This window comes from Microvirga puerhi (assembly GCF_020089865.1).
Classification (GTDB): Bacteria; Pseudomonadota; Alphaproteobacteria; order Rhizobiales; family Beijerinckiaceae; genus Microvirga; species Microvirga puerhi.
Window position 1 is genome coordinate 72594 of the sequence record NZ_JAIRBM010000015.1, and the last position, 23392, is coordinate 95985.

The 23392-nt window shown below is 61.0% G+C and carries 22 protein-coding genes; 10 read left to right on the plus strand and 12 right to left on the minus strand.

Translation table 11 applies throughout. The annotated features are described in order from the left end of the window. Positions 1 to 4: 4 nt before the first annotated feature. Complete coding sequence (locus K9B37_RS17940) at positions 5 to 259, minus strand: SemiSWEET transporter (RefSeq protein ID WP_224314904.1); 255 nt, start codon at positions 257 to 259, stop codon at positions 5 to 7. 229 nt (positions 260 to 488) lie between these two features. Here K9B37_RS17940 and K9B37_RS17945 point away from each other — a divergent pair, with 229 nt between their 5' ends. Further along, on the plus strand, positions 489 to 884 hold the full coding sequence (locus K9B37_RS17945) for a DUF3775 domain-containing protein (protein ID WP_224314946.1): 396 nt from the start codon (positions 489 to 491) through the stop codon (positions 882 to 884). A gap of 181 nt (positions 885 to 1065) precedes the next feature. Then, positions 1066 to 1263, plus strand: a complete 198-nt coding sequence (locus K9B37_RS17950) for a hypothetical protein (protein ID WP_224314905.1) — start codon at positions 1066 to 1068, stop codon at positions 1261 to 1263. 130 nt (positions 1264 to 1393) lie between these two features. Here the strand turns inward: K9B37_RS17950 and K9B37_RS17955 are convergent, their stop codons facing one another. After that, a complete protein-coding gene (locus tag K9B37_RS17955) occupies positions 1394 to 3577 on the minus strand; it encodes an esterase-like activity of phytase family protein (protein ID WP_224314906.1) in 2184 nt (727 codons plus the stop codon). Between the two features lie 125 nt (positions 3578 to 3702). Here K9B37_RS17955 and K9B37_RS17960 point away from each other — a divergent pair, with 125 nt between their 5' ends. Beyond that, positions 3703 to 7260, plus strand: a complete 3558-nt coding sequence (locus K9B37_RS17960) for a class I SAM-dependent DNA methyltransferase (RefSeq protein ID WP_224314907.1) — start codon at positions 3703 to 3705, stop codon at positions 7258 to 7260. Between the two features lie 57 nt (positions 7261 to 7317). Here K9B37_RS17960 and K9B37_RS17965 read toward each other — a convergent pair whose 3' ends face one another. Next, complete coding sequence (locus K9B37_RS17965; protein WP_255616655.1) at positions 7318 to 8124, minus strand: restriction endonuclease; 807 nt, start codon at positions 8122 to 8124, stop codon at positions 7318 to 7320. A 222-nt stretch (positions 8125 to 8346) separates the two neighbouring features. Between K9B37_RS17965 and uvrB the strand changes: the two genes are divergently transcribed. Beyond that, on the plus strand, positions 8347 to 11055 hold the full coding sequence (gene uvrB, locus K9B37_RS17970; protein WP_224314947.1) for an excinuclease ABC subunit UvrB: 2709 nt from the start codon (positions 8347 to 8349) through the stop codon (positions 11053 to 11055). Positions 11056 to 11074: 19 nt separating this feature from the next. Here the strand turns inward: uvrB and cml are convergent, their stop codons facing one another. The 4 genes from cml to K9B37_RS17990 form a co-directional block, all read right to left on the minus strand. Beyond that, positions 11075 to 12274 (minus strand): CmlA/FloR family chloramphenicol efflux MFS transporter, encoded by a 1200-nt coding sequence (gene cml / locus K9B37_RS17975; protein ID WP_224314909.1) that lies wholly within the window; start codon positions 12272 to 12274, stop codon positions 11075 to 11077. Between the two features lie 487 nt (positions 12275 to 12761). Then, positions 12762 to 13922, minus strand: coding sequence for a beta family protein (locus K9B37_RS17980; protein ID WP_224314910.1), 1161 nt, complete (start codon positions 13920 to 13922; stop codon positions 12762 to 12764). Next, complete coding sequence (locus K9B37_RS17985; RefSeq protein WP_224314911.1) at positions 13923 to 15200, minus strand: helix-turn-helix domain-containing protein; 1278 nt, start codon at positions 15198 to 15200, stop codon at positions 13923 to 13925. 31 nt (positions 15201 to 15231) lie between these two features. Further along, positions 15232 to 15480, minus strand: a complete 249-nt coding sequence (locus tag K9B37_RS17990) for a helix-turn-helix domain-containing protein (protein ID WP_224314912.1) — start codon at positions 15478 to 15480, stop codon at positions 15232 to 15234. A 94-nt stretch (positions 15481 to 15574) separates the two neighbouring features. Between K9B37_RS17990 and K9B37_RS17995 the strand changes: the two genes are divergently transcribed. Next, entirely contained in the window at positions 15575 to 15814 is a 240-nt protein-coding gene (locus K9B37_RS17995; protein ID WP_224314913.1) for a hypothetical protein, read from the plus strand. A 256-nt stretch (positions 15815 to 16070) separates the two neighbouring features. Here the strand turns inward: K9B37_RS17995 and K9B37_RS18000 are convergent, their stop codons facing one another. The 3 genes from K9B37_RS18000 to K9B37_RS18010 form a co-directional block, all read right to left on the minus strand. Further along, positions 16071 to 16358, minus strand: a complete 288-nt coding sequence (locus tag K9B37_RS18000; RefSeq protein ID WP_224314914.1) for a hypothetical protein — start codon at positions 16356 to 16358, stop codon at positions 16071 to 16073. 54 nt (positions 16359 to 16412) lie between these two features. Further along, entirely contained in the window at positions 16413 to 17771 is a 1359-nt protein-coding gene (locus K9B37_RS18005) for a sensor histidine kinase (protein WP_224314915.1), read from the minus strand. Positions 17772 to 18051: 280 nt separating this feature from the next. Further along, entirely contained in the window at positions 18052 to 18210 is a 159-nt protein-coding gene (locus K9B37_RS18010; RefSeq protein WP_224314916.1) for a DUF3309 family protein, read from the minus strand. Between the two features lie 276 nt (positions 18211 to 18486). On the opposite strand from K9B37_RS18010, the gene K9B37_RS18015 reads away from it, so the two are divergent. Next, the gene (locus K9B37_RS18015) at positions 18487 to 18729 is read left to right on the plus strand and encodes a NepR family anti-sigma factor (RefSeq protein ID WP_224314917.1); all 243 of its coding nucleotides are present in this window, start codon (positions 18487 to 18489) and stop codon (positions 18727 to 18729) included. Further along, positions 18726 to 19274, plus strand: a complete 549-nt coding sequence (locus tag K9B37_RS18020) for a sigma-70 family RNA polymerase sigma factor (protein WP_224314918.1) — start codon at positions 18726 to 18728, stop codon at positions 19272 to 19274. Before K9B37_RS18015 ends, K9B37_RS18020 begins: the two co-directional genes overlap by 4 nt. A 16-nt stretch (positions 19275 to 19290) precedes the next feature. Here K9B37_RS18020 and infA read toward each other — a convergent pair whose 3' ends face one another. Next, the gene (infA, locus tag K9B37_RS18025) at positions 19291 to 19572 is read right to left on the minus strand and encodes a translation initiation factor IF-1 (protein ID WP_224314919.1); all 282 of its coding nucleotides are present in this window, start codon (positions 19570 to 19572) and stop codon (positions 19291 to 19293) included. 96 nt (positions 19573 to 19668) lie between these two features. Next, the gene (locus K9B37_RS18030; protein WP_224314920.1) at positions 19669 to 19878 is read right to left on the minus strand and encodes a cold-shock protein; all 210 of its coding nucleotides are present in this window, start codon (positions 19876 to 19878) and stop codon (positions 19669 to 19671) included. Positions 19879 to 20236: 358 nt separating this feature from the next. Here K9B37_RS18030 and K9B37_RS18035 point away from each other — a divergent pair, with 358 nt between their 5' ends. From K9B37_RS18035 to K9B37_RS18045, 3 genes are all read left to right on the plus strand, one after another. Then, the gene (locus K9B37_RS18035) at positions 20237 to 21130 is read left to right on the plus strand and encodes a BON domain-containing protein (RefSeq protein WP_224314921.1); all 894 of its coding nucleotides are present in this window, start codon (positions 20237 to 20239) and stop codon (positions 21128 to 21130) included. A 153-nt stretch (positions 21131 to 21283) separates the two neighbouring features. Next, positions 21284 to 21658 (plus strand): hypothetical protein, encoded by a 375-nt coding sequence (locus tag K9B37_RS18040; protein ID WP_224314922.1) that lies wholly within the window; start codon positions 21284 to 21286, stop codon positions 21656 to 21658. A gap of 91 nt (positions 21659 to 21749) precedes the next feature. After that, positions 21750 to 23330 carry a class I SAM-dependent methyltransferase gene (locus K9B37_RS18045; RefSeq protein WP_224314923.1) on the plus strand — a complete coding sequence of 527 codons (1581 nt, stop codon included), beginning with the start codon at positions 21750 to 21752 and terminating at the stop codon, positions 23328 to 23330. The last annotated feature ends 62 nt before the right edge of the window (positions 23331 to 23392 follow it).

Below are 23392 nucleotides of genomic sequence, written 5' to 3' on the forward strand. Positions count from 1 at the left end.
CACGCTACCCGTATCGTAACTTCATAGCGAGGATAAGCGCTACGAGAATGAACGTGACACCGTTCGCGAAAATGATCGGCGCATTGCCCGCCAAGATCCCGTAGATCAGCCACAGCGCCACCCCGAAGGTGAAAACGCTCTGCGTCACCAGAGACAGGGACTTGGTGTCCTTGGTTCGGATGGTTCGGAAAGCCTGCGGCAGCCAGCAGACGGTGGTCAGGACGGCGGCGACAAAGCCGAGAATTTCGAGGCCGGACATGAGCAGTGCGAATCACGTGGGATTGAGCCCGCTCTATCATGATCCTCCATACGGATTGATGAAATTCTGAACGACACCGGCCCGGTGGATCGCTCAAGCCGATGTCGCTGCCCGCTTTCGCCCTAGATCGGCTTCAACGGGCTGAGTCGTATGCACCAGCCGAACCGAATGGCACTTTCCGGGTTTCTCTATCATGACGAAGAAAAGAGACTTTTCCCAAGCCGTTTCTCTGGACATCGGGATCGATAAGATCTGCGACCTGATCGATCGCGTGCGTGCCGTTGACGTTAAGGAAGGCATTACGGACCCGGATTCCGGTTCCAATCCGACGGATGACGGCAACATCGATATGCTGACAACCAATCCCGATGACCTGACCGAGGAGGAAATCCGTGAGGTCGTCGCGGGACTGAACGACGACGAGCGCGCGGATCTGATCGCTCTCGTCTATATCGGTCGAGGTGACATGGAACCGAGGGAATGGGCAGACGCCGTGCGCCTCGCGCGGGAAAGGGAGGCCTCCAGCAGCCTCTCGACGGCGGATTGGCTCATCGGCATTCCGAACCTGGGCGACCTCCTGGACGAGGGCCTCAATCTTCTTGGCAGAAGTTGCGACGAGGCCTGACGATCCCTGGCGCTCAATCTGAACGACACGCCTGCCCGCACGTGCGGCGACAGGATTGCCGCGGTCTGGCAGCCGAGCCGAAGGAGATGAAACGTGCTGCCACCGCGTTCTGATTGCTGCGCCGCCGCAATTGGGACACGGATTGCCCCGACACTCCGCACCACGACTCATGGAGCGTGTCATGATTACCCGTCCGCCCCTGCCTTCGACAGATGACGGTGCCAAACCGTCCGCGCAGGGTGCTGCTGCAACAGCCGATGCCCGTCCTCCTGTCGAGGAGCGACGTGCAGATGAGACTCGCGATCTGGACGAGCAGGAGCGCGCCCGCTTGGAGCGTACTGCGCGCTATCTGAAAGGCCCTACCGCGTTCTCCGCCTGATCATCTCACAAGAACGTGAAAGCTCATCCGCGTCGCGGATGCGGATGAGCGACATCTCCCGAAGTTCATCCTCTCTCTCGCAAGCCCAGCGAGCGGCCCTGAAGCCGGGCCGCCGCCTTCCCGTCCTGCGTCAGAGCTTTCCGAGCTTGAGGAATTGCGTCTCGCCGGACGAATTGTCGACGCCGTCATTGTCGGTGACGATATAGGCATCGCCAGCAGCGTCGACGGCGAAGCCTTCGACCTTATCGAGCACGTAGCCGTTAGCGCCCTTCAGATCGGGCAGAAGATCGCGGACCAGCGTCTTCTTCACGACCGGCAATTCGCCGCCGAGCGGAGCCGGCTTCATTTCGGCAAGCGAGACAGCATAGAGCTTCTTCACCTGCGCCTTACCGGCGATCTGGTTGTCACGCTCGATGATGATCATGCGATCACCGACAGCCGTGATCTCCGACAGGCCGATCCAGCCGTTCTCCGTCTTGTCGAGTGGATAGCGCACCGCCCCCCAGCTCTTCGTGGCGGGCATGTAGGCAAGAAGCTTCACGAAGCCCTTGCCGTCATCGGCCCATTCACGCTGCACGGCGAGCCACACGATCTCGTTCGCGCCCGAACCGGTGACGGTCACGCCCTCATAGCCGTAGTTCTTCGCGCCTTCCTCGAGGCTCGACGGCAGGGTGATCTCCTCTTGAATGGCGCCCTTGGCATCGACCTTGAGGAGCAGGTTCTTGATGCCCTTTTCGAGATTGCCCTCGGAAGCAAGCCAGAAGCCGCCGTCATTCGCGATCGCGATGCCTTCGAGGTCGAGCTTCTCGGCGGCTGCGCCGTTGCGCGTGACGAGAATGTCGCCGGTGATCATCGCCGGTTTCTTCGTCGCGTCGAGGGTGAGAATGCGCGGCGCAGCGCTGTAGAAGCTGTCCGTGATCGCGTAGAGCTTGCCGGCTTGGCTCTTGTCGGCTGCGAGCCCCGAGAGGGCGCCCCAGGCGGTCGGCAAACCGTCGGCGTTCTTCACTGAACGGATTGTCGGATAGGCAGGCGCCATGCGCTCCTTACGCTCATAGATCATCACATGCGGGCCAACGCCGCCCTCGCCCCGCAGATCCGTTTCGCTCGTCGCCACGAACAGATTGCGCGACGGGATCGCGAGTAGGCCCTCGGGACCGACGCCGGTGGGCAGTACCTGCACGAGCTCCGGTGCAGCACCGGTATCGCGATAGACGCCGACGACGGAGGCGCGCTCGGAGCCGATGAAGAGCAGCGTGTCATTGCCGAAATGGCCGACCTCGACGCCTTCGATCTCGATGCCTTTCTTGTCGCGCTTGTCAGGATAATGTCCGAGGGAGACGACCTCGTGCTCCAAGCTCGGTCCCGACTCGTAGGCGACGCTACCGTCCTTGTTGAAGATGGTGAAGCCGCGGCTGCCGCCCTTCCAGTCACCTTCGTTCGCCGTCACGAAGCGGTTATCGTCGATCCAGTGCACACCGTCCGGCTCGCGCGGCACCGCATTCATGCTGCCCGTCAGCGTGATCTTTCCATCTTTCTTGGTGTCGATATTTTTCAGATCGACGGTGCCCGCGGAGAAATGCGTCTCCACCTGGCCGGTGTGGCCATCAACCACCACGATGTGGTTGTTTTCCTGCAGGGTGACAACGATCTTGCCGGCACTGTTGATGTCCACATATTCCGGCTCCGGATCCTCGCCCGCGACGGCGGCGAGACCGGTCATCGCGACGGTCTTCAGCGCCGCGCAGTCAAGTGCTCCATCCTTCAACGCGCCGACCACCAGCGCGCCCGCCGGCATCTGCGGCAAGGCGCCGTCGTTCACCTTCTCATCGCGCTCGTTCTCGATGGCGATGGCAAGTACGCCGCCGCGCGCCGCGACCGAGTCCGGTTGGCCCGGCAACGCACATTCACCGGCGATGGACTTCTTCGCGAGATCGACGATTACGAGCTTGCCGCTCGGCTTGGTGAAGCTCACCGAAGTGTTGACCGCGACAAGCGCCTGACCACCCACCACCGTCACGGAGGTAGGCTCGCCACCGACCTTCAGCTGGCCGCCCGCTTGCGGTTTCGCCGGGTCCGCAATGTCGATGAAGGCGATCGCCTCGCCGGGGCTGTCCGTATAGACGAGAAGCTTGCCATCCTCGCTCGCCGAAATGATCTCCGCGACCGTGCCTTTCTTCGGATCCGCGTCCTTCGGGAGATTGGCGGTGATCGGGAAGCTGGCGATGCGGTCGAAATACTCCGCCGCCGAGGCCTTGAGGGCAGTGCCGGACAGGAGTGTGACGGCAAGCGCGCCTTGCGCGATACGACGATGCATGGTTGAGCCCCGCTGAGAAAATGGTGACCCAGCCGTCATGACGCTGCCCCATGACGGGCGGATGACGGTGAGACAACGGGGGCGCACCCTTCCCAAACCTTGGGGCCTTGGAATAATGTCGCGGCATGACCATGCCCTCGCTCCCTTCCGCAAGCCCGGACGCCATCGAAACCTTCATCAAACGCTGGACGACCCGCGAGGGTGGAGCCGAGCGAGCCAATTACCAGATGTTCCTGTCGGAACTCTGCGACATTCTCGGCGTCGCCCGCCCTGAACCTTCCGGGAACGAACGCGACCATAACGACTATGTTTTCGAGCGCGCGGTACGCCCGCGCGGGACGGAAGGGACGAGCGCGCCCAAGCGGATTGACCTCTACAAGAAAGGCGCCTTCATCCTGGAGGCGAAGCAGTCGCGCCTACCCGGTAAGAAGAATGCGATCGCCGGCCAGCTGAGCCTTCTCGGCCAGGAGCCCGAGCAGCTCGGCAAGCGGAGTATCGCCCGCGGCTGGGACGTGATGATGCAGAACGCCCGCAAGCAGGCGGAGAACTACGTCTTCCTCCTCGATGCGAACCACCCCGCGCCGCCCTTCATCATCGTCTGCGACGTGGGCCATTGCTTCGAGATCTACGCGGACTTCACAGGCACGGGCCGGGCCTACAACCAGTTTCCAGATCGCAATGGTTTCCGCATCTATCTGGAGGATTTGCGCGACGAGGCGATCCGGACGCGGCTCGCGACGATCTGGACCGATCCGCACAGCCTCGATCCGTCGAAGAAATCCGCCCGCGTCACCCGCGACATCGCGAAAAGACTGGCGCAGGTCAGCAAAGCGCTGGAGGAGCGCGGGTGCAATCCGGAGGATGTAGCCCATTTCCTCATGCGCTGCCTCTTCACCATGTTCGCCGAGGACGTGGAGCTTCTCCCGCGCGAAAGCTTCAAGGGGCTTTTGGAAAAGAGCGTCAAGGACGCCTCCCACTTCCCTCATCGCCTGAAGGCCCTGTGGCAGCAGATGGAGAAGGGCGAAGAGTTCAGCCACGTCATCGAGGCGCGGGTGCGCCACTTCAACGGCGGCCTGTTCCGGGATACCACCGTGTTCCCGCTCGGCCGCGAGGAAATCGGCGAATTGCTCGCAGCCGCCAGCCATTCCTGGACCGAGGTCGATCCCGCGATCTTCGGCACCCTGCTGGAGCAGGCACTCGACAAGACCGAGCGAAAGAAGCTCGGCGCCCATTACACGCCGCGCGCCTATGTGCAGCGCCTCGTCGAAGCGACCGTCATGGAGCCGTTGCGCGCGGACTGGGAGGCCGCCCTGACCAAGGCGGAGCGTGCGCAGCTCGACGGCGAAGAAAAGAAGGCCGTCGCCCTCGTCCGCGCCTTTCATCACCAGCTCTGCGGCACCCGCGTGCTCGATCCGGCCTGTGGCACCGGCAACTTCCTCTACGTGTCGCTGGAGCTGATGAAGAAGCTGGAGGGCGAGGTGCTGGAAACCCTCGCCAAGCTCGGCGAGCCGGAAAGCATGGGCCTCGACCGCGAGACGGTGGACCCGCACCAGTTCCTCGGCCTCGAACTCAATCCCCGCGCCGCCGCCATCGCCGAGCTGGTGGTATGGATCGGCTATCTCCAGCAGCATTACCGCACGCGCACCGGCCACCCCTCCGAGCCGATCCTGCGCGCTTTCGAGAACATCAACTTCGGCAAACGCGAAGGCTATGATGCGGTGCTGACCTGGGACGGCTATCCCGTGCCGAAAGTGGTGGAGAAGGACGGCAGGCCCATGGCGACCTATCCGAACGCGCGGCGGCCCGTGTGGCCGGAGGCGGAGTTCATCGTGGGCAACCCGCCGTTCATCGGCGGCAAGGACCTGCGCGCACGCCTGGGCGATGCCTATACGGCGACGCTATGGGCCGTCCACAAGCACATGAACGACAGCGCCGATTTCGTCATGTACTGGTGGGACCGTGCGGCAGAGTTTCTGGTCGCCAAGAAGACGCCGCTACGCCGCTTCGGCTTTGTGACCACCAACTCGATCACGCAAGAATTCTCCCGCCGCGTGATCAAGAAGCGGATGGACGGCAAGCCGCCGGTCTCGCTCCTCATGGCAATCCCAGATCACCCCTGGACGAAGGCCGCTGCGGATGCCGCGGCGGTGCGCATAGCCATGACGGTGGCGGTGAAGGGTGAATGCGATGGCGTGCTGCACGAGGTCGTGCGTGAGAGCGGACTGGATACGGACGAGCCGGTGGTGGAGCTGATCGCGCGCGAGGGGCGCGTGAATGCGGATTTGACCGTGGGTGTCGATGTTGCCTCCGTCGTGTCCTTGCTTGCTAACGAAGGCCTATGCTCTCGTGGAGTTTCACTCCACGGCGCCGGCTTCATCGTGACGCCAGAGGAAGCACAGCATCTTGGACTGGGGCGGCGACCGGGGCTCGAACACCACATCCGCCCTTACCGGAATGGCCGTGACCTTACGGCAGCGCCAAGAGGCGTTATGGTGATCGATCTGTTCGGGTTGGAAACAGACGAAATCCGCCAACTTTATCCTGAAGTGTATCAGCACGTCCTAGGATCTGTAAAACCAGAAAGAGATACGAACAATCGGGACAGCTATCGGCTGAACTGGTGGATCTTTGGCGAACCGCGACGTGAATTGCGGCCAGCGCTAACGGGGCTAAACTGCTACGTAGCAACGGTAGAGACAGCAAAACACCGAGCGTTTCAATTCCTGGATGCTATAATTCTTCCAGACAACAAGCTTATCGCAATTGCAATTAAAGACGCTTTCATCCTCGGAGTTCTAAGCTCACGGTTGCACGTTGCCTGGTCTCTGCGTGCAGGAGGATGGCTCGGCATTGGCAATGACTCTGTCTACGTCAAATCCAAGGTCTTCGACCCCTTCCCCTTCCCCGATCCGCCGGAAGCGCTGAAAGAAAAAATCCGCGCCGTCGCGGAGGAGCTCGATGCGTTCCGCAAAACGCGACAGGCAGAGCATCCCAGGCTCACGCTAACGCAGATGTACAACGTGCTGGAGAAGCTGAAGGCGGTGGAGGCGGCCTCGCGCGCCGCGTCATGGCCGGGCTCGTCCCGGCCATCCACGTCTTCGGAACCGCGCCGGAGCAAAGACGTGGATCTCCGGCACAAGGCCGGGGATGATGGCGGAAAGGTGATGCTCACGCCCGAGGAGGAACGCATCAAGGAGGAGGGACTGATCCTCATCCTGAAGGAGCTGCACGAGCGACTCGATGCGCTCGTCTTCGAGGCCTATGGCTGGCCTGCCGGTCTTTCCGACGAGGAGATTCTCGAACGGCTCGTGGCCCTCAATGCCGAGCGGGCGAAGGAGGAAGCGGCGGGCCATGTGCGCTGGCTGCGGCCGGATTACCAGATCCCGCGCTTCGCCAAGGGCGCGACGGCGAAGAGCGGCGAGCTCAATCTCGGCGAGAACGTGGTTGCCATCGACAGGGCGTTGCCCGATTTCCCGAAGGACCCCTACGAGCAGCCGCTCGCCGTCGAATCCCTGCTTCTGGCGGCGAACCGGCCCATGGATGCTGCAGAGCTCGCTCGCGCCTTCAAGCGCGGCGGCAAGCGCATCGAACAGCGCATCACGCAGTGCCTGTCCGGCCTCGCCCTTTACGGACGCATCACGCCCCTCGACGACGGCCGCTACGCGGCACGCCGCGCAGCGTAATGCGGACCCCAGCTGGAACGAGCTCAGACAGAGGGGGTCTTGTGTCGATACACGGCCTTAGATAGAACGGAAGAACGCGTCATCGATCTCGATGACTTTGACCTGCTTGACGACGACGCCAAGATTGTTCTCGATGAGCAATCGGCACAAGTCGTCACCATTGATGAGCTCAATGGTTTGCGGGCCGTCACGTGACGCCTCCCGTCGTGCTTCCGCAGTAAAGGTCCCGGTGGTGATGATGAGCCCCTTGTCGACTCGGCCCGACATGGCGCCTCGGAAGTCTCGCACGACGTTCGGTCCGACTGATCCCTTCCAGCGCTTACATTGGAAAAGCACGCGAAACGAGAGCAGATTGACGCGATAGACACCCTCGCCATCAATTCCGCCATCATTGCTGCGTCCCGTAACCCTGACATTGATAAAGCCGGACTCGCGTAGCAGCTGCTGGCACAGCTTCTCGAATTCGTGAGGTTTCAAAGTTTTCAGAACGTCGAGCAGACGACCTCTGACATCTGCTTCAGGATCGGCGTCGCGCTCCGACCGGGATGCTCCATCGCGGCCGTGCCGGGAATTGATGTTGGCCCGAGCGTTCCTCTTGATTTCCTCGACATCAGCCTCGCTGAGACGCTCGCCAGTTTCCGTGAGGCTCCACACGCCTCTCTGCGAATTCCTGACGGCGCCATAATGCTTGAGGTAAGTGCGTGCCCACGCCAGACGATACTCGAATTCGGGCGTACTCTTGTTCTTTGACAGAACGGCCCGCTGCGCGTCCGTCAGACCAAGTTTCTCAGCGATGGCATCGGCCAGTTCCTCGTTGGACGCGGATCCGCCCAAAGTCTTGAGCGCCTCTATGGTCGGCATCATGAGAGCATCAAACTTCGGAAGACTTTCAGACGGATTCATTGGTAGCGACCATTCCACGCAAGGCCGCACCTTAGGGTTGTCCACCCTGTCCGTGAAGATCAAGGGGCCGTATTTTCCACATGTTCGCGGCGCTCGCCTCGAAATGACAGGACGAGGGTCGGAATGACAGCACGGCGCCTCCCCACCCTTCCCAAGCCGGGGATTTCGTACCATATTCGTTCTATGGCCAAAGCACCCAAGAAGCCCAAGCTTTCCACCGGGAAGGCGTCCAAACCTGAGCTCAAGCCGCTAGATTCCTATCTGGCCGATCTCCTCAATCCCGCCGTCAACCGGGAGCGGGAGGCGGCGGAGGGCTTTGCCGAGCGCGCGCAGGAAACCTTCATTCACGGCGACGTGGAGGACGTGGACCCGGCCCTTGCCAAGAAGCTCGGCCTGAAAGGTCCCGATGACGGGCCGGACGTGGCGGCCGATCTGGGTGATACGGCCCCGGACGTGAACGGCGTCTCGGCCACCGTGAACGCGCTGACCAAGCTCCTCACCGAGGGCGATCCGCGCTTCAAGAACGGCGTTCCCTGGGTGCCCCACCGCCCTCCGCGACCGGAGAAGTCGGAAGGCGGCATTCCCTTCAAGCTCGTCTCGGAATTCAAGCCTGCGGGCGATCAGCCGACCGCCATCGCGGAGCTGGTGGACGGCGTGCGCCGGAACGAGCGCGACCAGGTGCTGCTCGGCGTCACGGGCTCGGGCAAGACCTTCACCATGGCGAAGGTGATCGAGGAGACGCAGCGCCCCGCGCTCATCCTCGCGCCGAACAAGACCCTCGCCGCGCAGCTCTACGGCGAGTTCAAGTCGTTCTTCCCCGACAACGCGGTGGAATACTTCGTCTCGTATTACGACTACTACCAGCCCGAGGCCTATGTGCCGCGTTCGGACACCTTTATCGAGAAGGAATCCTCCATCAACGAGCAGATCGACCGCATGCGCCATTCGGCGACGCGCGCGCTGATCGAACGGGACGACGTGATCATCGTCGCCTCCGTGTCGTGCATCTACGGTATCGGCTCGGTCGAGACCTATACGGCCATGACCTTCTCGGTGAAGGTGGGCGAGCGCATCGAACAGCGCCAGCTCATCGCCGATCTCGTGGCCCTGCAATACAAGCGCATCCAGAACGATTTCGCCCGCGGCACCTTTCGCGTGCGCGGCGACGTCATCGAACTCTTTCCCGCCCACTTGGAGGACCGCGCCTGGCGCATCGGCCTCTTCGGCGACGAGATCGAGTCGATCGTCGAGTTCGATCCGCTCACGGGCAAGAAGACCAACGATCTCTCCTTCGTGAAGGTCTACGCCAACTCGCACTACGTGACGCCGCGTCCGACCCTGCAGCAGGCGGTAAAGGGCATCCAGGACGAGCTGCAGCAGCGCCTCCAGGAACTCGCCCGCATGGGCCGCCTGCTCGAAGCGCAGCGCCTGGAACAGCGCACCCAGTTCGATCTCGAAATGATCGAGGCGACGGGCGTATGCAACGGCATCGAGAACTATTCGCGTTATCTCACCGGCCGCAAGCCCGGCGAGCCGCCGCCGACGCTGTTCGAATATCTGCCCGACAACGCCCTCGTCTTCACCGATGAGAGCCACGTCACCGTGCCACAGATCGGCGGCATGTATCGCGGCGACTTCCGCCGCAAGGCGACGCTCGCCGAATACGGCTTCCGTCTGCCCTCCTGCATGGACAACCGCCCGCTTCGCTTCGAGGAATGGGACGCCATGCGGCCGCTGTCGATCCATGTGTCGGCAACGCCGCAGAAATGGGAGATGGAGCAGACCGGCGGCGTCTTCGTCGAGCAGGTCATCCGCCCTACCGGCCTCGTCGACCCGGTGGTGGAGATCCGCCCCGCGCGCAGCCAGGTGGACGACCTGCTGCACGAGGTGAAGGAACTCGCCGCGAAGGGTTTTCGCGCGCTCGTCACGACGCTGACCAAGCGCATGGCGGAAGACCTCACCGAATACCTGCACGAGAACGGCGTGCGCGTGCGCTACATGCACTCGGACATCGACACGCTGGAGCGCATCGAGATCATCCGCGACCTGCGCCTCGGGGCCTTCGACGTGCTCATCGGCATCAACCTTTTGCGCGAGGGCCTCGACATTCCGGAATGCGCGCTTGTCGCCATTCTCGATGCGGATAAGGAAGGCTTCCTGCGCTCCGAGACCTCGCTGGTCCAGACCATCGGCCGCGCCGCACGCAACGTGGAAGGCAAGGCGGTTCTCTATGCCGATCAGATGACCGGCTCCATGGAACGCGCCATCGCGGAGACCAACCGCCGCCGCGAGAAGCAGCTCGCCTACAACGCGGAACACGGCATCACGCCGCAGAGCGTGAAGCGCAACATCGCGGACATCCTGGAGAGCGTCTACGAGCGCGACCACGTGTCGGTCGATACCGGTCTCGCCGAGAAGACCGTGGGCCACAACCTCAAGGCCGTCATCGCCGACATGGAAAAGCGCATGCGCGAAGCCGCTGCGAACCTGGAATTCGAGGAGGCGGCGCGCCTGCGCGACGAGCTCAAGCGCCTGCAGGCCACCGAGCTCGCCATCAGCGACGATCCGCTGGCCCGCCAGGGACAGGTGGAGCGCGAGGCCGGCCGCTATTCCGGCTCACGCAAATACGGCCAGAGCGCCAACCTGCCGCCGAAGGGCCTGCCGCCCTCCCCCGAGGGTGCGAGCGCCGGCGACGAGGACGCCGATGCCTACGGCCCGACCGGCAAGGGCCGCTCGGACGAGGGCACCCGCATCCGCAAGCCCGGCCTCGACGAAATGGGCCCCGGCACGGACCGTGAAGTGCCCCTGAACTTCAAGGAGCGCCCCCTCCCCCGCTCGACGCAAGGCCACGGTGGGCAGAAGCCGAAATACAAGGGAAGACGAGGGCGGTAAGCCGCCCTCGCCTGTTCGTTCACGCCTGCGGACGGTCGCGATGCCGCAGACATCCGAGAGCAATCTGGACGATCACCGCCATGGCCGAAGCATAGACTGCAAGCGGCCAGGCGGTATCGCCGCGCAGCCCGATCACCGCCAACGTTCCGCCGATGCTGACGATCAGGCTCTGGATGCAGAAATACAAAGCCACCGCAGAACCTGCCCGATCACCGAAATCTGCGAGGGCGCCATTGGCCGCCACCGAGCCCGTGAAGACGATCCCGACCGCCATCACCCACATAGGCGCGACGAAGCTCCAGAAGGACGGGCGGCCGAGGACCTGACCGATGCCCAGGAGCGCAGCCCCGATGAGAAGCATCGCCATGCCGCGCACGAGAGTGCCGGAATGGCCCCACCGGGCGACGAAATGCTTGGCGAAGCGCGTCGTTACAATCATCGCGAAAGCTGCGGTCGCAAAGGCGAGGCTGAATTCCAGCTCCGAATATCCCGCCCTGTCGATGAGCACGCGCGGCGCCGTCGAGAAGAACACGAAGAATGTCCCCATGGCGGCGCTGAACCCGAGCGTGTATGTCCAGAACGGAAGGCTGCGGAGAAGCGGCAGGAACGAGCCTCGTGTCGGGACGGCCGCAGCGGGCCGGGTTTCATGCCATCGGACCACGGCGTGCAGGAGTGCCGGAACCGTCAGAACGCCCAGCGTGACGAAGATCGCGCGCCATCCGAACCTGTCCGCGAGGAGCGCCCCCGCGATGGGCCCGAGGGCCGGCACGAAGGCCAGCATGGCGCTGAACAGGCTGTAGATGACGACGCTTTCCGGCCGCTCGGCATAGACGTCGCGCACGGTCGCGAAGGTCGCCACCAGAGCGGCCGATGCTCCGATGGCTTGCAGAAACCGCAGGATGACGAACGGGATCGCCGTCGCCGACAGGGCGAGACAGAACGAGGCCGACGCGAACAGCAGCGCGCCGCCGATCAGGACGGGCCGCCGCCCGATGCGGTCGGAGATCGGCCCAAAGATCATCTGGCCGAGGCCGAGCATGACCATGTAGAGGCTCAACGTCAGCTGCACGACGGCCGGGCTGGTGCCGAGAATGCCCGGCATGGCCGGGACGACGGGCAAATAGATATCCATCGCCAGCGAGGCGAGAAGATCGAAAGGCGCCATCAGCAGGAGCGCCGTCGGCAGGGAAGTGGCCCACGCGGGGGTCTTGGAAGACATGATGAGGCATCCGCTCAAATGAGAAACATTTGGCGGCGATCTGCCTGTCAGCTGGAGCTGGGATCGGTTCGACAGACGCCGCAACAACACGAAAAGGGTTGTTGCGGCTTACTTGTCCGACGACGGCTCGGCTCCCATGCCACGGCTCCGGGTTGATGCGAAGGTGAAGAGGGCTTGGTGGGTATCACGCCGCGGCGGATCGGACAAATCTGGGGCGATATCCGCATGACGGTCGTCCGAAGGCTACCGGCTCGCTGGTTGTTATAAGGCTACGGCGCAGACCGCGATGTGCCTTTGCCCCCCCGCAGATGCCCTCTCCGCTCGACGCAAGGGCATGGTGGGCGGAAGCTGAAGGGCGGGGGCGATGAATACCTAAGCTCCTTGCTTTGAGCGCAAACCCAGTACCTAAGAAGATATCGGGGATAACCCTAAGAGAGGAATTGCAATATTTTTGCCCTCAGCAGCTTCAAGTTATTAGCTTCTAGACCTACAACTCATCAAATGTGAGTTGCTCGTATCTAGGTTGACTGACGCGGCGAGGAAGCTTTGTTCCGGCACGCTCCGCTAGTTCAGCCACCACCATGGTTATGTGATGCGTTGTATTCACTTTTCGCCAAGTTGTAGAGTTCCCAGGGCCCCCTTCTCCTCGACTACAGTTGTAAATAAAATCATCAGCGTCTGAAAACTCTGCCCCGTAGAAATCACCAGATGATACAATTCCACGCGCAACAGATCTTATAGTTCCGTCACAAATGACAGCACCCTCACTATCAAGCTGCGCAGGTCCGCCACGGACAATAAGCCACTCGTCCTTTAACGTATATCTGAGATGAGGAATAGCCGCTCTACCCTTTCCACCAAAGGAAAATTTAGCAGAATCTGCTGAGAAGTCCCCGTAATATACTTGTCCTACAAGTTCGGGGTCCTTAGACATCAAATTAAGCCAACAGATCCATTCATTCCGCGGGTGCCGAACTGCACCATTCTTTGGCGCAGGGTTAGCCTCAGGATAATGAGTTCCTGTAAATATTATTCGGCGCCAAGTCCCTATATTTTGAGCATTATGAACCAACTCCAAAACTGTGTCAGAAACCATTTCCGGACTGTCCAAAGATAGATCGGACAAATCCAGGATTAAAACCGTCTCACTCGGCTTGACGCCGAGGCTCAAAAGCAATCTTTGGCTGCGTGTAGCAACAGCAGCATCTGCCAAATCAGCAAGAGCAAGGCGCAAACACATACCGGTATTATACTTCCGCAGAACAATACCGACACCACGACACTCTTCGGAATGTGCATTCAACCCAAGACATGGCATTGCCATGCCGTGAGCGCGAGCAATCACGTCATATAACTCAGGTAACCAGACTCCTGCAGCCTCGCCTCCCAATGTATCCCTAAGAAAGCGGTGATCAACAATGCATGGCCTAAGCCTCCAGTGCTTCCCTATACGCGCACCGTGCTCATTGATTAGTTCTTCCTTTTTTAAATGACGGCGCAATTCTGGGTCAGGATCATCTGGTGGAGGTAAGACCAGATATGGCAACACAAAGTCCTTAACTTCATTGGCCAATGATTCAAGGCCTGTATACTCGCCCTTCTTGAGGCGCAGCACGGGGGTATAATGTGTGGTCTCGATAGGAAGCATTTAGTCTGGCCTTTCTTCCATAACGCGGTTACCAAGCAGCCATTTCCTTACTCCACCCTGTCCAGTGTAGTTGCTGAACAGGTTGAATCCTCGCTCTCGTCTTATCCTACCAACAACAATGGCAGGATTTATGCTAAGTCCAGCAGCGAACTTCTGCACAGGTTCAATTGTCTTTGAAAAGCGCGCAGGTGACGTGCGCCATAGTTCTTTAGGTATTAAAGCATCCTCGGCGAACTGATCTGCCTCAACCTCTAATTTTCCTCCTCGATTAGCATCAAGATCATCGAAGAAGCCGTCCTGCAAACCTTGCCCATAATGAAGGAATATATGTCCTAATTCATGAAGTAGCGTGAACCAGAAATTATCCTCACGATCATGTCTGAGAGTAAGACCAATTACTGGCTTATCCTCTACTAAGAACGCTGCGCCGTCGATATTTAAACCAGGGAGCTGAGGCTCAATCTCGATAGCGATTCCTCGCTGTTGAACTAAATTGATAGCTTGCTTTACTCCATCTGCACGCGAACTTAGGCGAACTAAGTCGCGTATCCACGACACATCAATAAAATCAAATTCCTTTTTGATCCGAAGTTGCGACTTAGCAAGTTCGACAATTCTCGCCTTCCATAACTTTAAACTATTTTCGTCTATTTTCTTAGAAATTGTCGATCTAAAGAGAGCATGGCCGGCGGTTTTTCCAAGATTTCGAGCTACGAATTCATCAAATATCTGCAGAATCTTTGCTGGCGACTGACTTTTATCAATTTCAAGCCAACCGCGTTCACGAATTGCTTTAATCAGCGCAGAAGATGGTTTAACGAGGATTTCCTCGCGCTCATCACTGTCCAGAGACGCTATGTTTGCAGAAACATCAACCCGCAAAACCTCCAATACACGCTTATAGCTACTAAGCTTTATAGAGGAATAGCGTTCCGATTCATATCTTTGAATTTGCTGTTCTTTCAGGCCAAGTTTTTCTGCCAGCTGCTTCTGAGATAGGCCGCGAGAAATACGCCCAACGATCGGGAGGAGGCCCAAGTCATCATTTTTCTCAAGAAAGGGCCTAGCCGAGGAATCAGTTTTCAGCCGCTCATAGCTGGCGATTTCAGCTTCTAGAGCTTCGATTGCCTTACCAATACCAGTGCGTTGCGCATCAATAGTTTCGGGCGAGAATCCAACCCTTACAGCATCCCAAATTGTGGGTGCATCAAGCGTTTGCTGAAGCTTTAGAAGACGGGATTTTGCTTTTCGATAATCTCGTTCATTTAGGATGATCATAGGATCATATATACACAACAAAAATGTTGTGTCAACTGATTGGCTTTGACTCGACCAGCCTCTTGATCAAGATGCTTGGCTCAAGCTTTAGCGCTTCAGCCACCTCTAAGAATTCGATCACATCTAACCGCCGCTCGCCGCCCTCGTACTTTGCCACGAACGACTGCGGTTTTCCTAAACGCTCAGCGACCTCCACTTGCGTGAGACCTGCCTTCTTCCGCGCTTCGATCAGCAATTCGCACAAGCGCTGGTGCTGCTGGGTATAGATCGTCTTTTGCATCGGCTGCCCTGCCCCGACAGCCGGATTATTTTTTGTTCGCAATTATCCCGTTTTAGGATATTTTGGAGTATCCGCCGCTTTCAACCAAGAGCCCATGCCACCCTCCTGGAAACACTCCCGCGAAGCCGCGCTCTGGCGGCGTCTGGCGCCCGCCGAGGCCTCGCGGGTGTTGCGGCAGGCCTATGGCGACGGAGCCGGGGCGGAGGTGCTGTTGCGGGCGTTTCTCGCGGAGCGGGACGGAGAGCGGGAGGCGGTGCGGTTCTGGCTCGCGGTGCACGCGAGGCTGACGGAGACGGCGACTCCTGACAGGAGTGTTGGCTTGCCTTTGGGTTGAACAACCTCGGCACAAAGTCGCTTCCACTGTCATTCCGGGGCGCCGCAGGCGAGCCCGACCCGAAGGGCCACGCGAAGCGGGGAAACCCATAACCGCTGACGATGCAGGACAGAAAGCAGCGATTGCTATTGTGCCCTCTCCTTCAACGCCGGTGTCTATGGGTTCCGGGCCCGGCCCATAGGGCCGTCCCGGAATGACGGGTGGTGACAAAGGGTGTTCCGGGGAGGGTACGGGCCCGGCAGAGTGTTCGCGCGCCTCACCCCGCCTGGGTCGCCAGAATCCCGGCCACCACCGAGCCCAGGAAGGTGAGGATGATCGCGGCGGTGGCAAGCGCCCGCGCGAGGAAGAGCCCGGCGCGGCGGGCATCGGCGTACCAGCCTGCGAGGTTGCGCCATTGCCAGTAGAGGGAGAGCGTCCAATCCTGCCGGTAGGGCCGGTTCTCGCGGCGGCAGATGTCCCAGACGATCCGGTCGTTGACCCGGTAGAACGCCACAGAGGCGGCTCCGAACAGCAGAAGGCCCAGCAATCCCAGCCTTGCGATCATGCCACGCTCCGGCTCGTTTCGCGCCAACCATGATGGCGAGTGGCCGGGACGGTTTTAGGGCGGGAGCACCCTGCCCTCTTCCGGTCCTGTCTCCAGGGGGAAGCGGATCGTGCAGGTGAGGCCCGCGGGGTCGAAGTTGCGATCGAGTTCGCCGCCGAGCTCGCTGCGGATGCTGCGCTCCATGAGCTTCGAGCCGAAGCCGAGGCGCTTCGGCGGCGTCACCGGCGGCCCGCCTCGCTCCTCCCAGTCGAGGGCGAGCCATGTCTGGCCATCCGGCTTTCGTACGGTCCGCCAGGCGATGACGAGGCGGCCCTCCGGCCGGGAGAGCGCGCCGTATTTCGCCGCGTTGGTGGCGAGTTCGTGCAGGGCGAGGCCGAAGCCTAATGCCTGCTGCGGCTTCAGCCGCACCGGAGGTCCGGAGGCGTGGACGCGCCCGCCTGCGAGACCGCCGAAGGGCATCATCTCGGCGGCGATGAGTTCGATCAGGGAGGCGCTTTCCCACAATTCGCGGGTCAGGATGTTGTGGGTCGCCGAAAGGGCCAGGAGGCGCGCCTCGAAGGCCTCCTGAAACTCGTCGAGGGTGCGGCTGCCGCGCCGCGTATGCATCGCCAGCGATTGCACCACCGCGAGGGTGTTCTTCACCCGGTGGTTCAGCTCCTGCACCAGCAGGGTCTGGCGCTGCTGGGCGCGCTTGCGGTCCGTGACTTCCAGGCAGGCGCCGACCATGGCGTCGGGCTGGCCGCCGGGATCGCGGATCATCCGGCTGCGGACATACATCCAGCGGAGGTTTCCGTCCGGGCCGAGGAAGCGGAATTCGAATTCGGTCGGCCGTCCGGTGGCGAGCGCCTCGGCGATGACCTTGTCGATCGTCGCCCGGTCGTCCTCATGGACGAGCTGGCTGAAATCGGCCTGCGTCCGTGGCGCCTCGTCAGGGTCGAGGCCGAAGAGACGCACCAGGGCCGGGTCCCATTCCAACGTGTCGGTGCGGACGTCCCAGCGCCAGGTGCCGGCCCCGGATGCGTCGAGGGAGGCGAGAAGCTTCTCCTGAGCCAGCTGCAGGCGACCGATGGTGGCCCGCAAGGAGGATGCAGCGCCCACTGCGATCCCGCCGCAGAGGAGATAGATCCCGAACGCCACAGCGGCGGCCGGTGCCCCTGGCAGAGCGCCGTGAAAGAAGACCGGAAATGCCGCCGCCGCAACGGCTCCGAACAGGAGTGTCAACGTCCCGGCAACGCCGCCGCCGAAGACGGCGGTGATGAGCACGGCGGGATAGAGGGTGATGTATGGAACCCTGTCACCCAGCACAGGATCGAGGGCATAGCGGGCGATGATGGCCAGCGCGACCGCCGCGACGGCCATGACCACGGCCTTAGGTCGCGAGGTTCGGTGAAGCTCTGTGAAGCGGCTCAGCACGCTCGACCTTTCCGGCGCGGAGAAGCCGTGTTCACAACGGGATGGGGTGTCCTCGCCGCGAGGATGCCTCGGCCGCGAGTCCATGCGATGGGCCGCGGCGGAGACCGGAGTGCGATGGGTGCCGACCCACGCGGCAGCCCACGGAGGGCGAAAAGGCGAGAGACGGGCATGGACCGAATTCCGGGACTAAGAAGAACGCCGCCGGTCGGTCCAGGTTCAGCTCTCCTTCCGAGATGTGCGACCGGCGGACCGGTCGCACGTTTCTTCGCGCAGCTTTTCGTCAGATTCGGCCCATCAACAGCAGGATGATGAAGATCACCAGGATGACGCCGAGAATGCCGCTCGGGCCGTAGCCCCAGCCGCGGCTGTAGGGCCATGCCGGCACGGCGCCGAGGAGGAGCAGGATGACGATGATGAGGAGAATGGTGCTTAATGCCATTTTGATATGTCCTTGACCCGTTTTGAGCCGCACCGTTTCCACCAAGGCCGGCGCGACCGTTACTGCCTTGCGCCCCTTGCAACCCACAGCACGCTTTGGGTTCACGAGAGGCATCGATGAAGGAAACTTGACGGTAAGGATTAAGTTCCGAAACGCTTTCCGGGGACGGTGGGAATTGCCGTTTCGCATGGGAACGATCCGTGGAACCTCGGCGTTGAACCTCCGGCGATTGGGTGCCGCCATGAGTGCGACCCGTCTTGGAGTTCACGGAGTCGCATGGATCAGGATGGCCCAATGAAAGCAAAGAACCGCAAGGATTTACCTTATGATGAACTGGAGCCCGTTCCAGGCATGAAGCACGCCTCGCCTGCGCTGACACGCTCCGTCCAGGCCCAACTGGGCATGCGGCTGCGGCAGTTCTACGAGAGTCTGGCGCTCGGTGAGACACCCGTTCCAGATCGCTTCATTGAAATCATCAACCGCCTCGATCAAGGGGTGCCGGAGAAGCAGCAATCATGAGCATCGACGTCACGCTTCGCGATTCCATGCTCAAGGCGACCCCAAACCTGCGCGCCTTCGCAATTTCGCTGACGAACAACGTGGACCGCGCCGACGACCTGGTGCAGGAAACCCTGATGCGCGCCATCGCGAACATCGACCGTTTCCAGCCGGGCACGAACATGCAGGCCTGGCTCTTCACCATCCTGCGCAATCTTTTCCATTCGGAATACCGCAAACGTCGCCGCGAGGTGGAAGATGCGGACGGCAAATACGCCTCGACTCTATCGGTCCAGCCGGACCAGCTTCCCCATCTCGATTTCGAGGATCTGCAGAAAGCGCTCGCGCGCCTGCCGCACGATCAGCGTGAAGCTCTGTTGCTCGTCGGCGCCTCGGGCTTTTCCTACGAACAGGCGGCCGAGATCTGCGGCTGCGCCGTCGGCACGATCAAGAGCCGCGTGAACCGCGCGCGCAACCGCCTCGCGGAGCTGATGCACTTCACCGATATGGATGAGGACATTGGTCCCGACCGCGTGACCCTCTCGGTCATGGCAGCGGTCGCCTGATATCAGGCGGCCGTCTTTAGCGGCGGCGGAACTGCTGACCGCCTCGCTGCGGCGGCCGGGGACCGGAGGACGAGCCCGAGTCCTTATGGCGGAAGATGAGACGGCCCTTCTCGAGATCGTAAGGCGACATCTCGACCGTGACGCGGTCACCTGCGAGGGTCTTGATGCGGTTCTTCTTCATCTTGCCGGCGGTGTAGGCAATCACTTCATGTCCGTTGTCGAGCTGCACGCGATAACGCGCATCCGGCAGAATTTCGGTCACTAGACCTTCGAACGTGATTAGTTCTTCCTTTGCCATGCAAAGCCTTTCGTGGCGAAAAACAAAAAGCCGCCCCTTGCCGGAACGGCTGAAATGCAGGAGGACGCGGCAGGCACGCCCTCCGACATCGAAACCTTACGAGTTCTGCAGATTCACTGCAGACGTACGGCCGGTCCGCTGGTCGGTCTGAAGCTCATACGTGATCTTCTGGCCTTCGCGAAGACCCCGCATGCCAGCGCGCTCAAGCGCCGTCGCATGAACGAACACGTCCTTGCCGCCGTTGTCGGGCTGAATGAAACCATAACCCTTGGTTTCATTATACCACTTCACGGTTCCCGTTTCCATGGGAATTCCCTTTCACTGTCGTTTGCACGTAGGCGGAATGCCGAAACAGAACCGCCCGCTAGTCGATATTGGTAGAGAGAAGGAACGTGCGCCCGGCAGTGCCAAAGCGGTGTAGCCCAGTCGTCCGGCCAAATGTCGATGGAAAAATAACTAGGGGAATGATGGGGTAAATGCAAGACATCCTCCCCTTTTGCCCAAGTTCGCGCTCTCCAAAGCACCCCTTGGCGGGAAACCTCATCTCTTCAGTTTCAAGGCGCTGCAAATCGCCCCTGGCGAGGAACCCTCATTCGGCCCTGCCGTTGGCGTGCAGGGCTGCCGCCGCGGCGGCTCGCCTTTTCAAACAACGAGGAACGCTCCCATGGCCAACGACCGTTATCGCTACGACCCCGACCGGTACCGTGACCGCTCGTGGGGTTGGCGCGGCAGGGACGAGGCTTACGGCACCCGCCGGCCCGACTATGGATATGGCCGCGACCGAGACGAAGACGGTTACATCGCCCGTCGCGGCTTCGGCAATCGCTCATCCGGTTATAACCGCGACTATGGCGACTATCGATATGAATCTGCCCGAGAGCGCGACCTCGGCGATGCTGCCGGGTACGGCAGCGGCGGCTCCGACCGCGATTGGCGCGACGTGGTCGGCGAGGATCGCGAACGCGGGTTCTCCGCCTACGGCGTCGATTACGGCCGCGACCGGGATTATTACGGCTACGGCTCGTCCTTCGACGAAGATCGCAACCGTTGGGGGACCGGCGCCTTCGGCCGCGGCTCCCGCGATTACGGCGAAGACCGCAGCTTCCTCGAGCGCGCCGGCGACGAGATCCGCTCCTGGTTTGGAGATGAGGATGCCGATCGGCGGCGCGAAATGGACATGCGCCGCGCCGAGAACCGCGGCCGCGGCCCGAAAGGCTACCAGCGTTCGGACGAGCGCATCCGTGAGGACGTCAACGATCGCCTTACCGACGATTCCCACGTCGATGCCTCTGAAATCGAGGTGACGGTCGCTGGCCGCGAGGTGACTCTCAACGGAACCGTCCAGAGCCGCTTCGAGAAGCGCCATGCGGAGGACATCGCCGATTCCGTTTCCGGCGTGACCCATGTCCAGAACAATCTGCGCGTCCAGCTGGGCGCCGATGCCGGCATGACCGGCAGCACATGGACGAGTCCCGACACGAAGAATGCTACCTCAGGACTTGGCCAGACTCCGGATCGTCGGCGCACCACGAGTTCTACGGGATCCGGATCCATGTAGGCCCCTCCTGGCGCAAAGCAGCCGTTTCATGTCCCGCGGCCCTCCCCGGCCGTGGGATCTTTCTTCGGGACGACGGCCATTTGGCCCGTCGTCCCCCCTTGTCTTTCGCTTCGCGGCCTGCGACCCCATATCTGGCGGGGAGGCTCAGACTTCATGGCAGGAATTTCCGTCACACTCGATGGCACCAACATTCAACTCGCCTTCCAGAAGGGCGAGCAATCGACGGCTGTCGTCATGGATCCGCACGCAGCCCGTTCCCTGGTCAAGGCTCTGAGCCAATTGCTCAGCGCAATCGGGGAAGGCCCGGAAACGGATGAGGACGGAATGGAGGAGATGCTCGACGTGACATCCCCGACCATCGACATTGGCATGGACGAGAATGGCCAGGCCGTGGTCGCCCTGCAAGCCGGCACTCTTGCGCCCTTCATGCTTCGTCTGAAGGACAACGAGGCCCGCCATATTGCCAACAGCCTGCTAGAGATCCTCAACAGCCCGCGCGACGCCCGCCTCTCTCTCGGCGGCCACTGAGTTTTCAGCATAAGCCCAAGAAGGATCTCGCCTAACGGCAATTTGCTATGATATAGCATATTATCCAAGCAGGATCCGGGAGCCTGGAACAGTGGCAGATTGGACTTCGGGATACGTTGTCGACGTCGAATATACGCACGGCTTCTATCGGGAACTTGCCCCAAGCTTCCTGAGCTTCACGGCCCTGATGCAGGGGATCGATGCACCCGGCCTCCGCGAAGAGCCACTGGCCTATTGCGAGCTGGGATGCGGCCAGGGCCTGTCGACGAACGTCCTCGCTGCCGCTAACCCGCATGTTCAGTTCTACGCAACCGACTTCAATCCGACCCACGTGGTCCGTGCGCGAGCGCTCGCCGAGGCTGGTGGACTGGACAACGTCCAGTTCTTCGACGACAGCTTTGCCGAATTCCTGGAACGGAACGACCTTCCGCCCTTCGATTTCGTGGCGCTCCACGGGATCTATAGCTGGATCTCGGCCGAGAACCGTCGGGCGATCGTCGAATTCGCCAGACGGCGGCTCAAGCCAGGCGGCATACTCTACGCCTCTTACAACACGATGCCTGGGTGGGCTTCGGTAATGCCGCTCCGGCGCCTGTTGATCGAACATGCTGCCACGCAAGGAGCAGGCTCGAAAATCTCCCGAATCCGCACATCGCTCGACTTTGCCGAGCGTCTTAGCAAGCTCGGAACGCGCTACTTCGCAAGCCAGCCGCAGCTGGCGGAACGGCTTGCTCAGATCGGAACGAAGGATCTCAACTACATCGCCCACGAATATTTCAATGCGGACCTTCACCCATTCTACTTCATTGATGTAGCCCGAGACTTCGCGGAGGCGAAGTTGCAATGGGTGGGATCGGCTTCGCCCATAGAAACAATCGATGAACTGAACCTGTCCGAAGATCAGCGGAAGATCCTGTCGGAGATCGACGACATCGCGCTCCGGGAAACGGTACGTGACCACATCGTCAACCAAAACTTCCGGAAAGATATCTTCATCAAGGGTCCGGTCAGGCTCAGCAGACTCGCGACCCGCGAGCGCTGGCTCGATACGCGGTTCGCGCTGTCGCGTGCAGGCTCGGATATTCCCTCGGAGGTGAAGGGCCGAGGCTATAGTCTCAAGCTACAGGAGGAATTCCGCGAAGCTCTGACTACGGCTCTGCATTATCATCCCCGGTCGTTGCGTGAGATCGTCGCCATGCCCGGTTTGGCAAAGCACGGCATCGACAAGATCAAGCAAGCTCTGGTTAGTCTTGTCGGCCAAGGCCTGTGTTACCCGTCGCTGACGGAGCAAGGCCTCGCGGAGCGCCGTCGCCGGACCGAGGCCTTCAATCTGGCCGTTGCGACGAACACGATGCACGAATACACCTATTCCAGCTTCGCGTCGCCGATCACCGGCAACGGCATCCGGGTCGAACAGATCGACCAGATGATCTGGCTTGCCCATCAGCGACGCGAAAGCGACATCGCCGCTTTTATCTGGAAAACCATGACGGAAACCGGTCATCGACTGGCCAAGGACGGCAAGACGTTGACGCAGGAAGAGCACATGGCTGAAATCGGGAAGCATGTCGCCTTGTTCGAGAAAGCGATCGGCCCGATGCTCCAGTCTCTCGGCATTGCGATCCACGCTTCCGGGCAGGGGACCGTCCGGGATCTGCGCCTGCAAGCATAAGCCCTTCCGGACAAGCTTTCTCGCCGAGCGACGGAACTTCATTACCGCCATCCGGTTGTCGA

What these genes read in the sequence shown, in the direction of transcription:
- cml (WP_224314909.1), bottom strand. Translation starts at nt 12,274, where the DNA reads ATGTCTTCCAAGACCCCCGCGTGGGCCACTTCCCTGCCGACGGCGCTC.
- K9B37_RS17980 (WP_224314910.1), bottom strand. Translation starts at nt 13,922, where the DNA reads ATGCTTCCTATCGAGACCACACATTATACCCCCGTGCTGCGCCTCAAG.
- K9B37_RS17995 (WP_224314913.1), top strand. Translation starts at nt 15,575, where the DNA reads ATGCCACCCTCCTGGAAACACTCCCGCGAAGCCGCGCTCTGGCGGCGT.
- K9B37_RS18010 (WP_224314916.1), bottom strand. Translation starts at nt 18,210, where the DNA reads ATGGCATTAAGCACCATTCTCCTCATCATCGTCATCCTGCTCCTCCTC.
- K9B37_RS18040 (WP_224314922.1), top strand. Translation starts at nt 21,284, where the DNA reads ATGGCAGGAATTTCCGTCACACTCGATGGCACCAACATTCAACTCGCC.
- K9B37_RS18000 (WP_224314914.1), bottom strand. Translation starts at nt 16,358, where the DNA reads ATGATCGCAAGGCTGGGATTGCTGGGCCTTCTGCTGTTCGGAGCCGCC.
- infA (WP_224314919.1), bottom strand. Translation starts at nt 19,572, where the DNA reads ATGGCAAAGGAAGAACTAATCACGTTCGAAGGTCTAGTGACCGAAATT.
- K9B37_RS17950 (WP_224314905.1), top strand. Translation starts at nt 1,066, where the DNA reads ATGATTACCCGTCCGCCCCTGCCTTCGACAGATGACGGTGCCAAACCG.
- K9B37_RS17960 (WP_224314907.1), top strand. Translation starts at nt 3,703, where the DNA reads ATGACCATGCCCTCGCTCCCTTCCGCAAGCCCGGACGCCATCGAAACC.
- K9B37_RS17990 (WP_224314912.1), bottom strand. Translation starts at nt 15,480, where the DNA reads ATGCAAAAGACGATCTATACCCAGCAGCACCAGCGCTTGTGCGAATTG.
- K9B37_RS18020 (WP_224314918.1), top strand. Translation starts at nt 18,726, where the DNA reads ATGAGCATCGACGTCACGCTTCGCGATTCCATGCTCAAGGCGACCCCA.
- K9B37_RS17965 (WP_255616655.1), bottom strand. Translation starts at nt 8,124, where the DNA reads ATGATGCCGACCATAGAGGCGCTCAAGACTTTGGGCGGATCCGCGTCC.
- K9B37_RS18015 (WP_224314917.1), top strand. Translation starts at nt 18,487, where the DNA reads ATGGATCAGGATGGCCCAATGAAAGCAAAGAACCGCAAGGATTTACCT.
- K9B37_RS17940 (WP_224314904.1), bottom strand. Translation starts at nt 259, where the DNA reads ATGTCCGGCCTCGAAATTCTCGGCTTTGTCGCCGCCGTCCTGACCACC.
- K9B37_RS18030 (WP_224314920.1), bottom strand. Translation starts at nt 19,878, where the DNA reads ATGGAAACGGGAACCGTGAAGTGGTATAATGAAACCAAGGGTTATGGT.
- K9B37_RS17985 (WP_224314911.1), bottom strand. Translation starts at nt 15,200, where the DNA reads ATGATCATCCTAAATGAACGAGATTATCGAAAAGCAAAATCCCGTCTT.
- uvrB (WP_224314947.1), top strand. Translation starts at nt 8,347, where the DNA reads ATGGCCAAAGCACCCAAGAAGCCCAAGCTTTCCACCGGGAAGGCGTCC.
- K9B37_RS18035 (WP_224314921.1), top strand. Translation starts at nt 20,237, where the DNA reads ATGGCCAACGACCGTTATCGCTACGACCCCGACCGGTACCGTGACCGC.
- K9B37_RS17955 (WP_224314906.1), bottom strand. Translation starts at nt 3,577, where the DNA reads ATGCATCGTCGTATCGCGCAAGGCGCGCTTGCCGTCACACTCCTGTCC.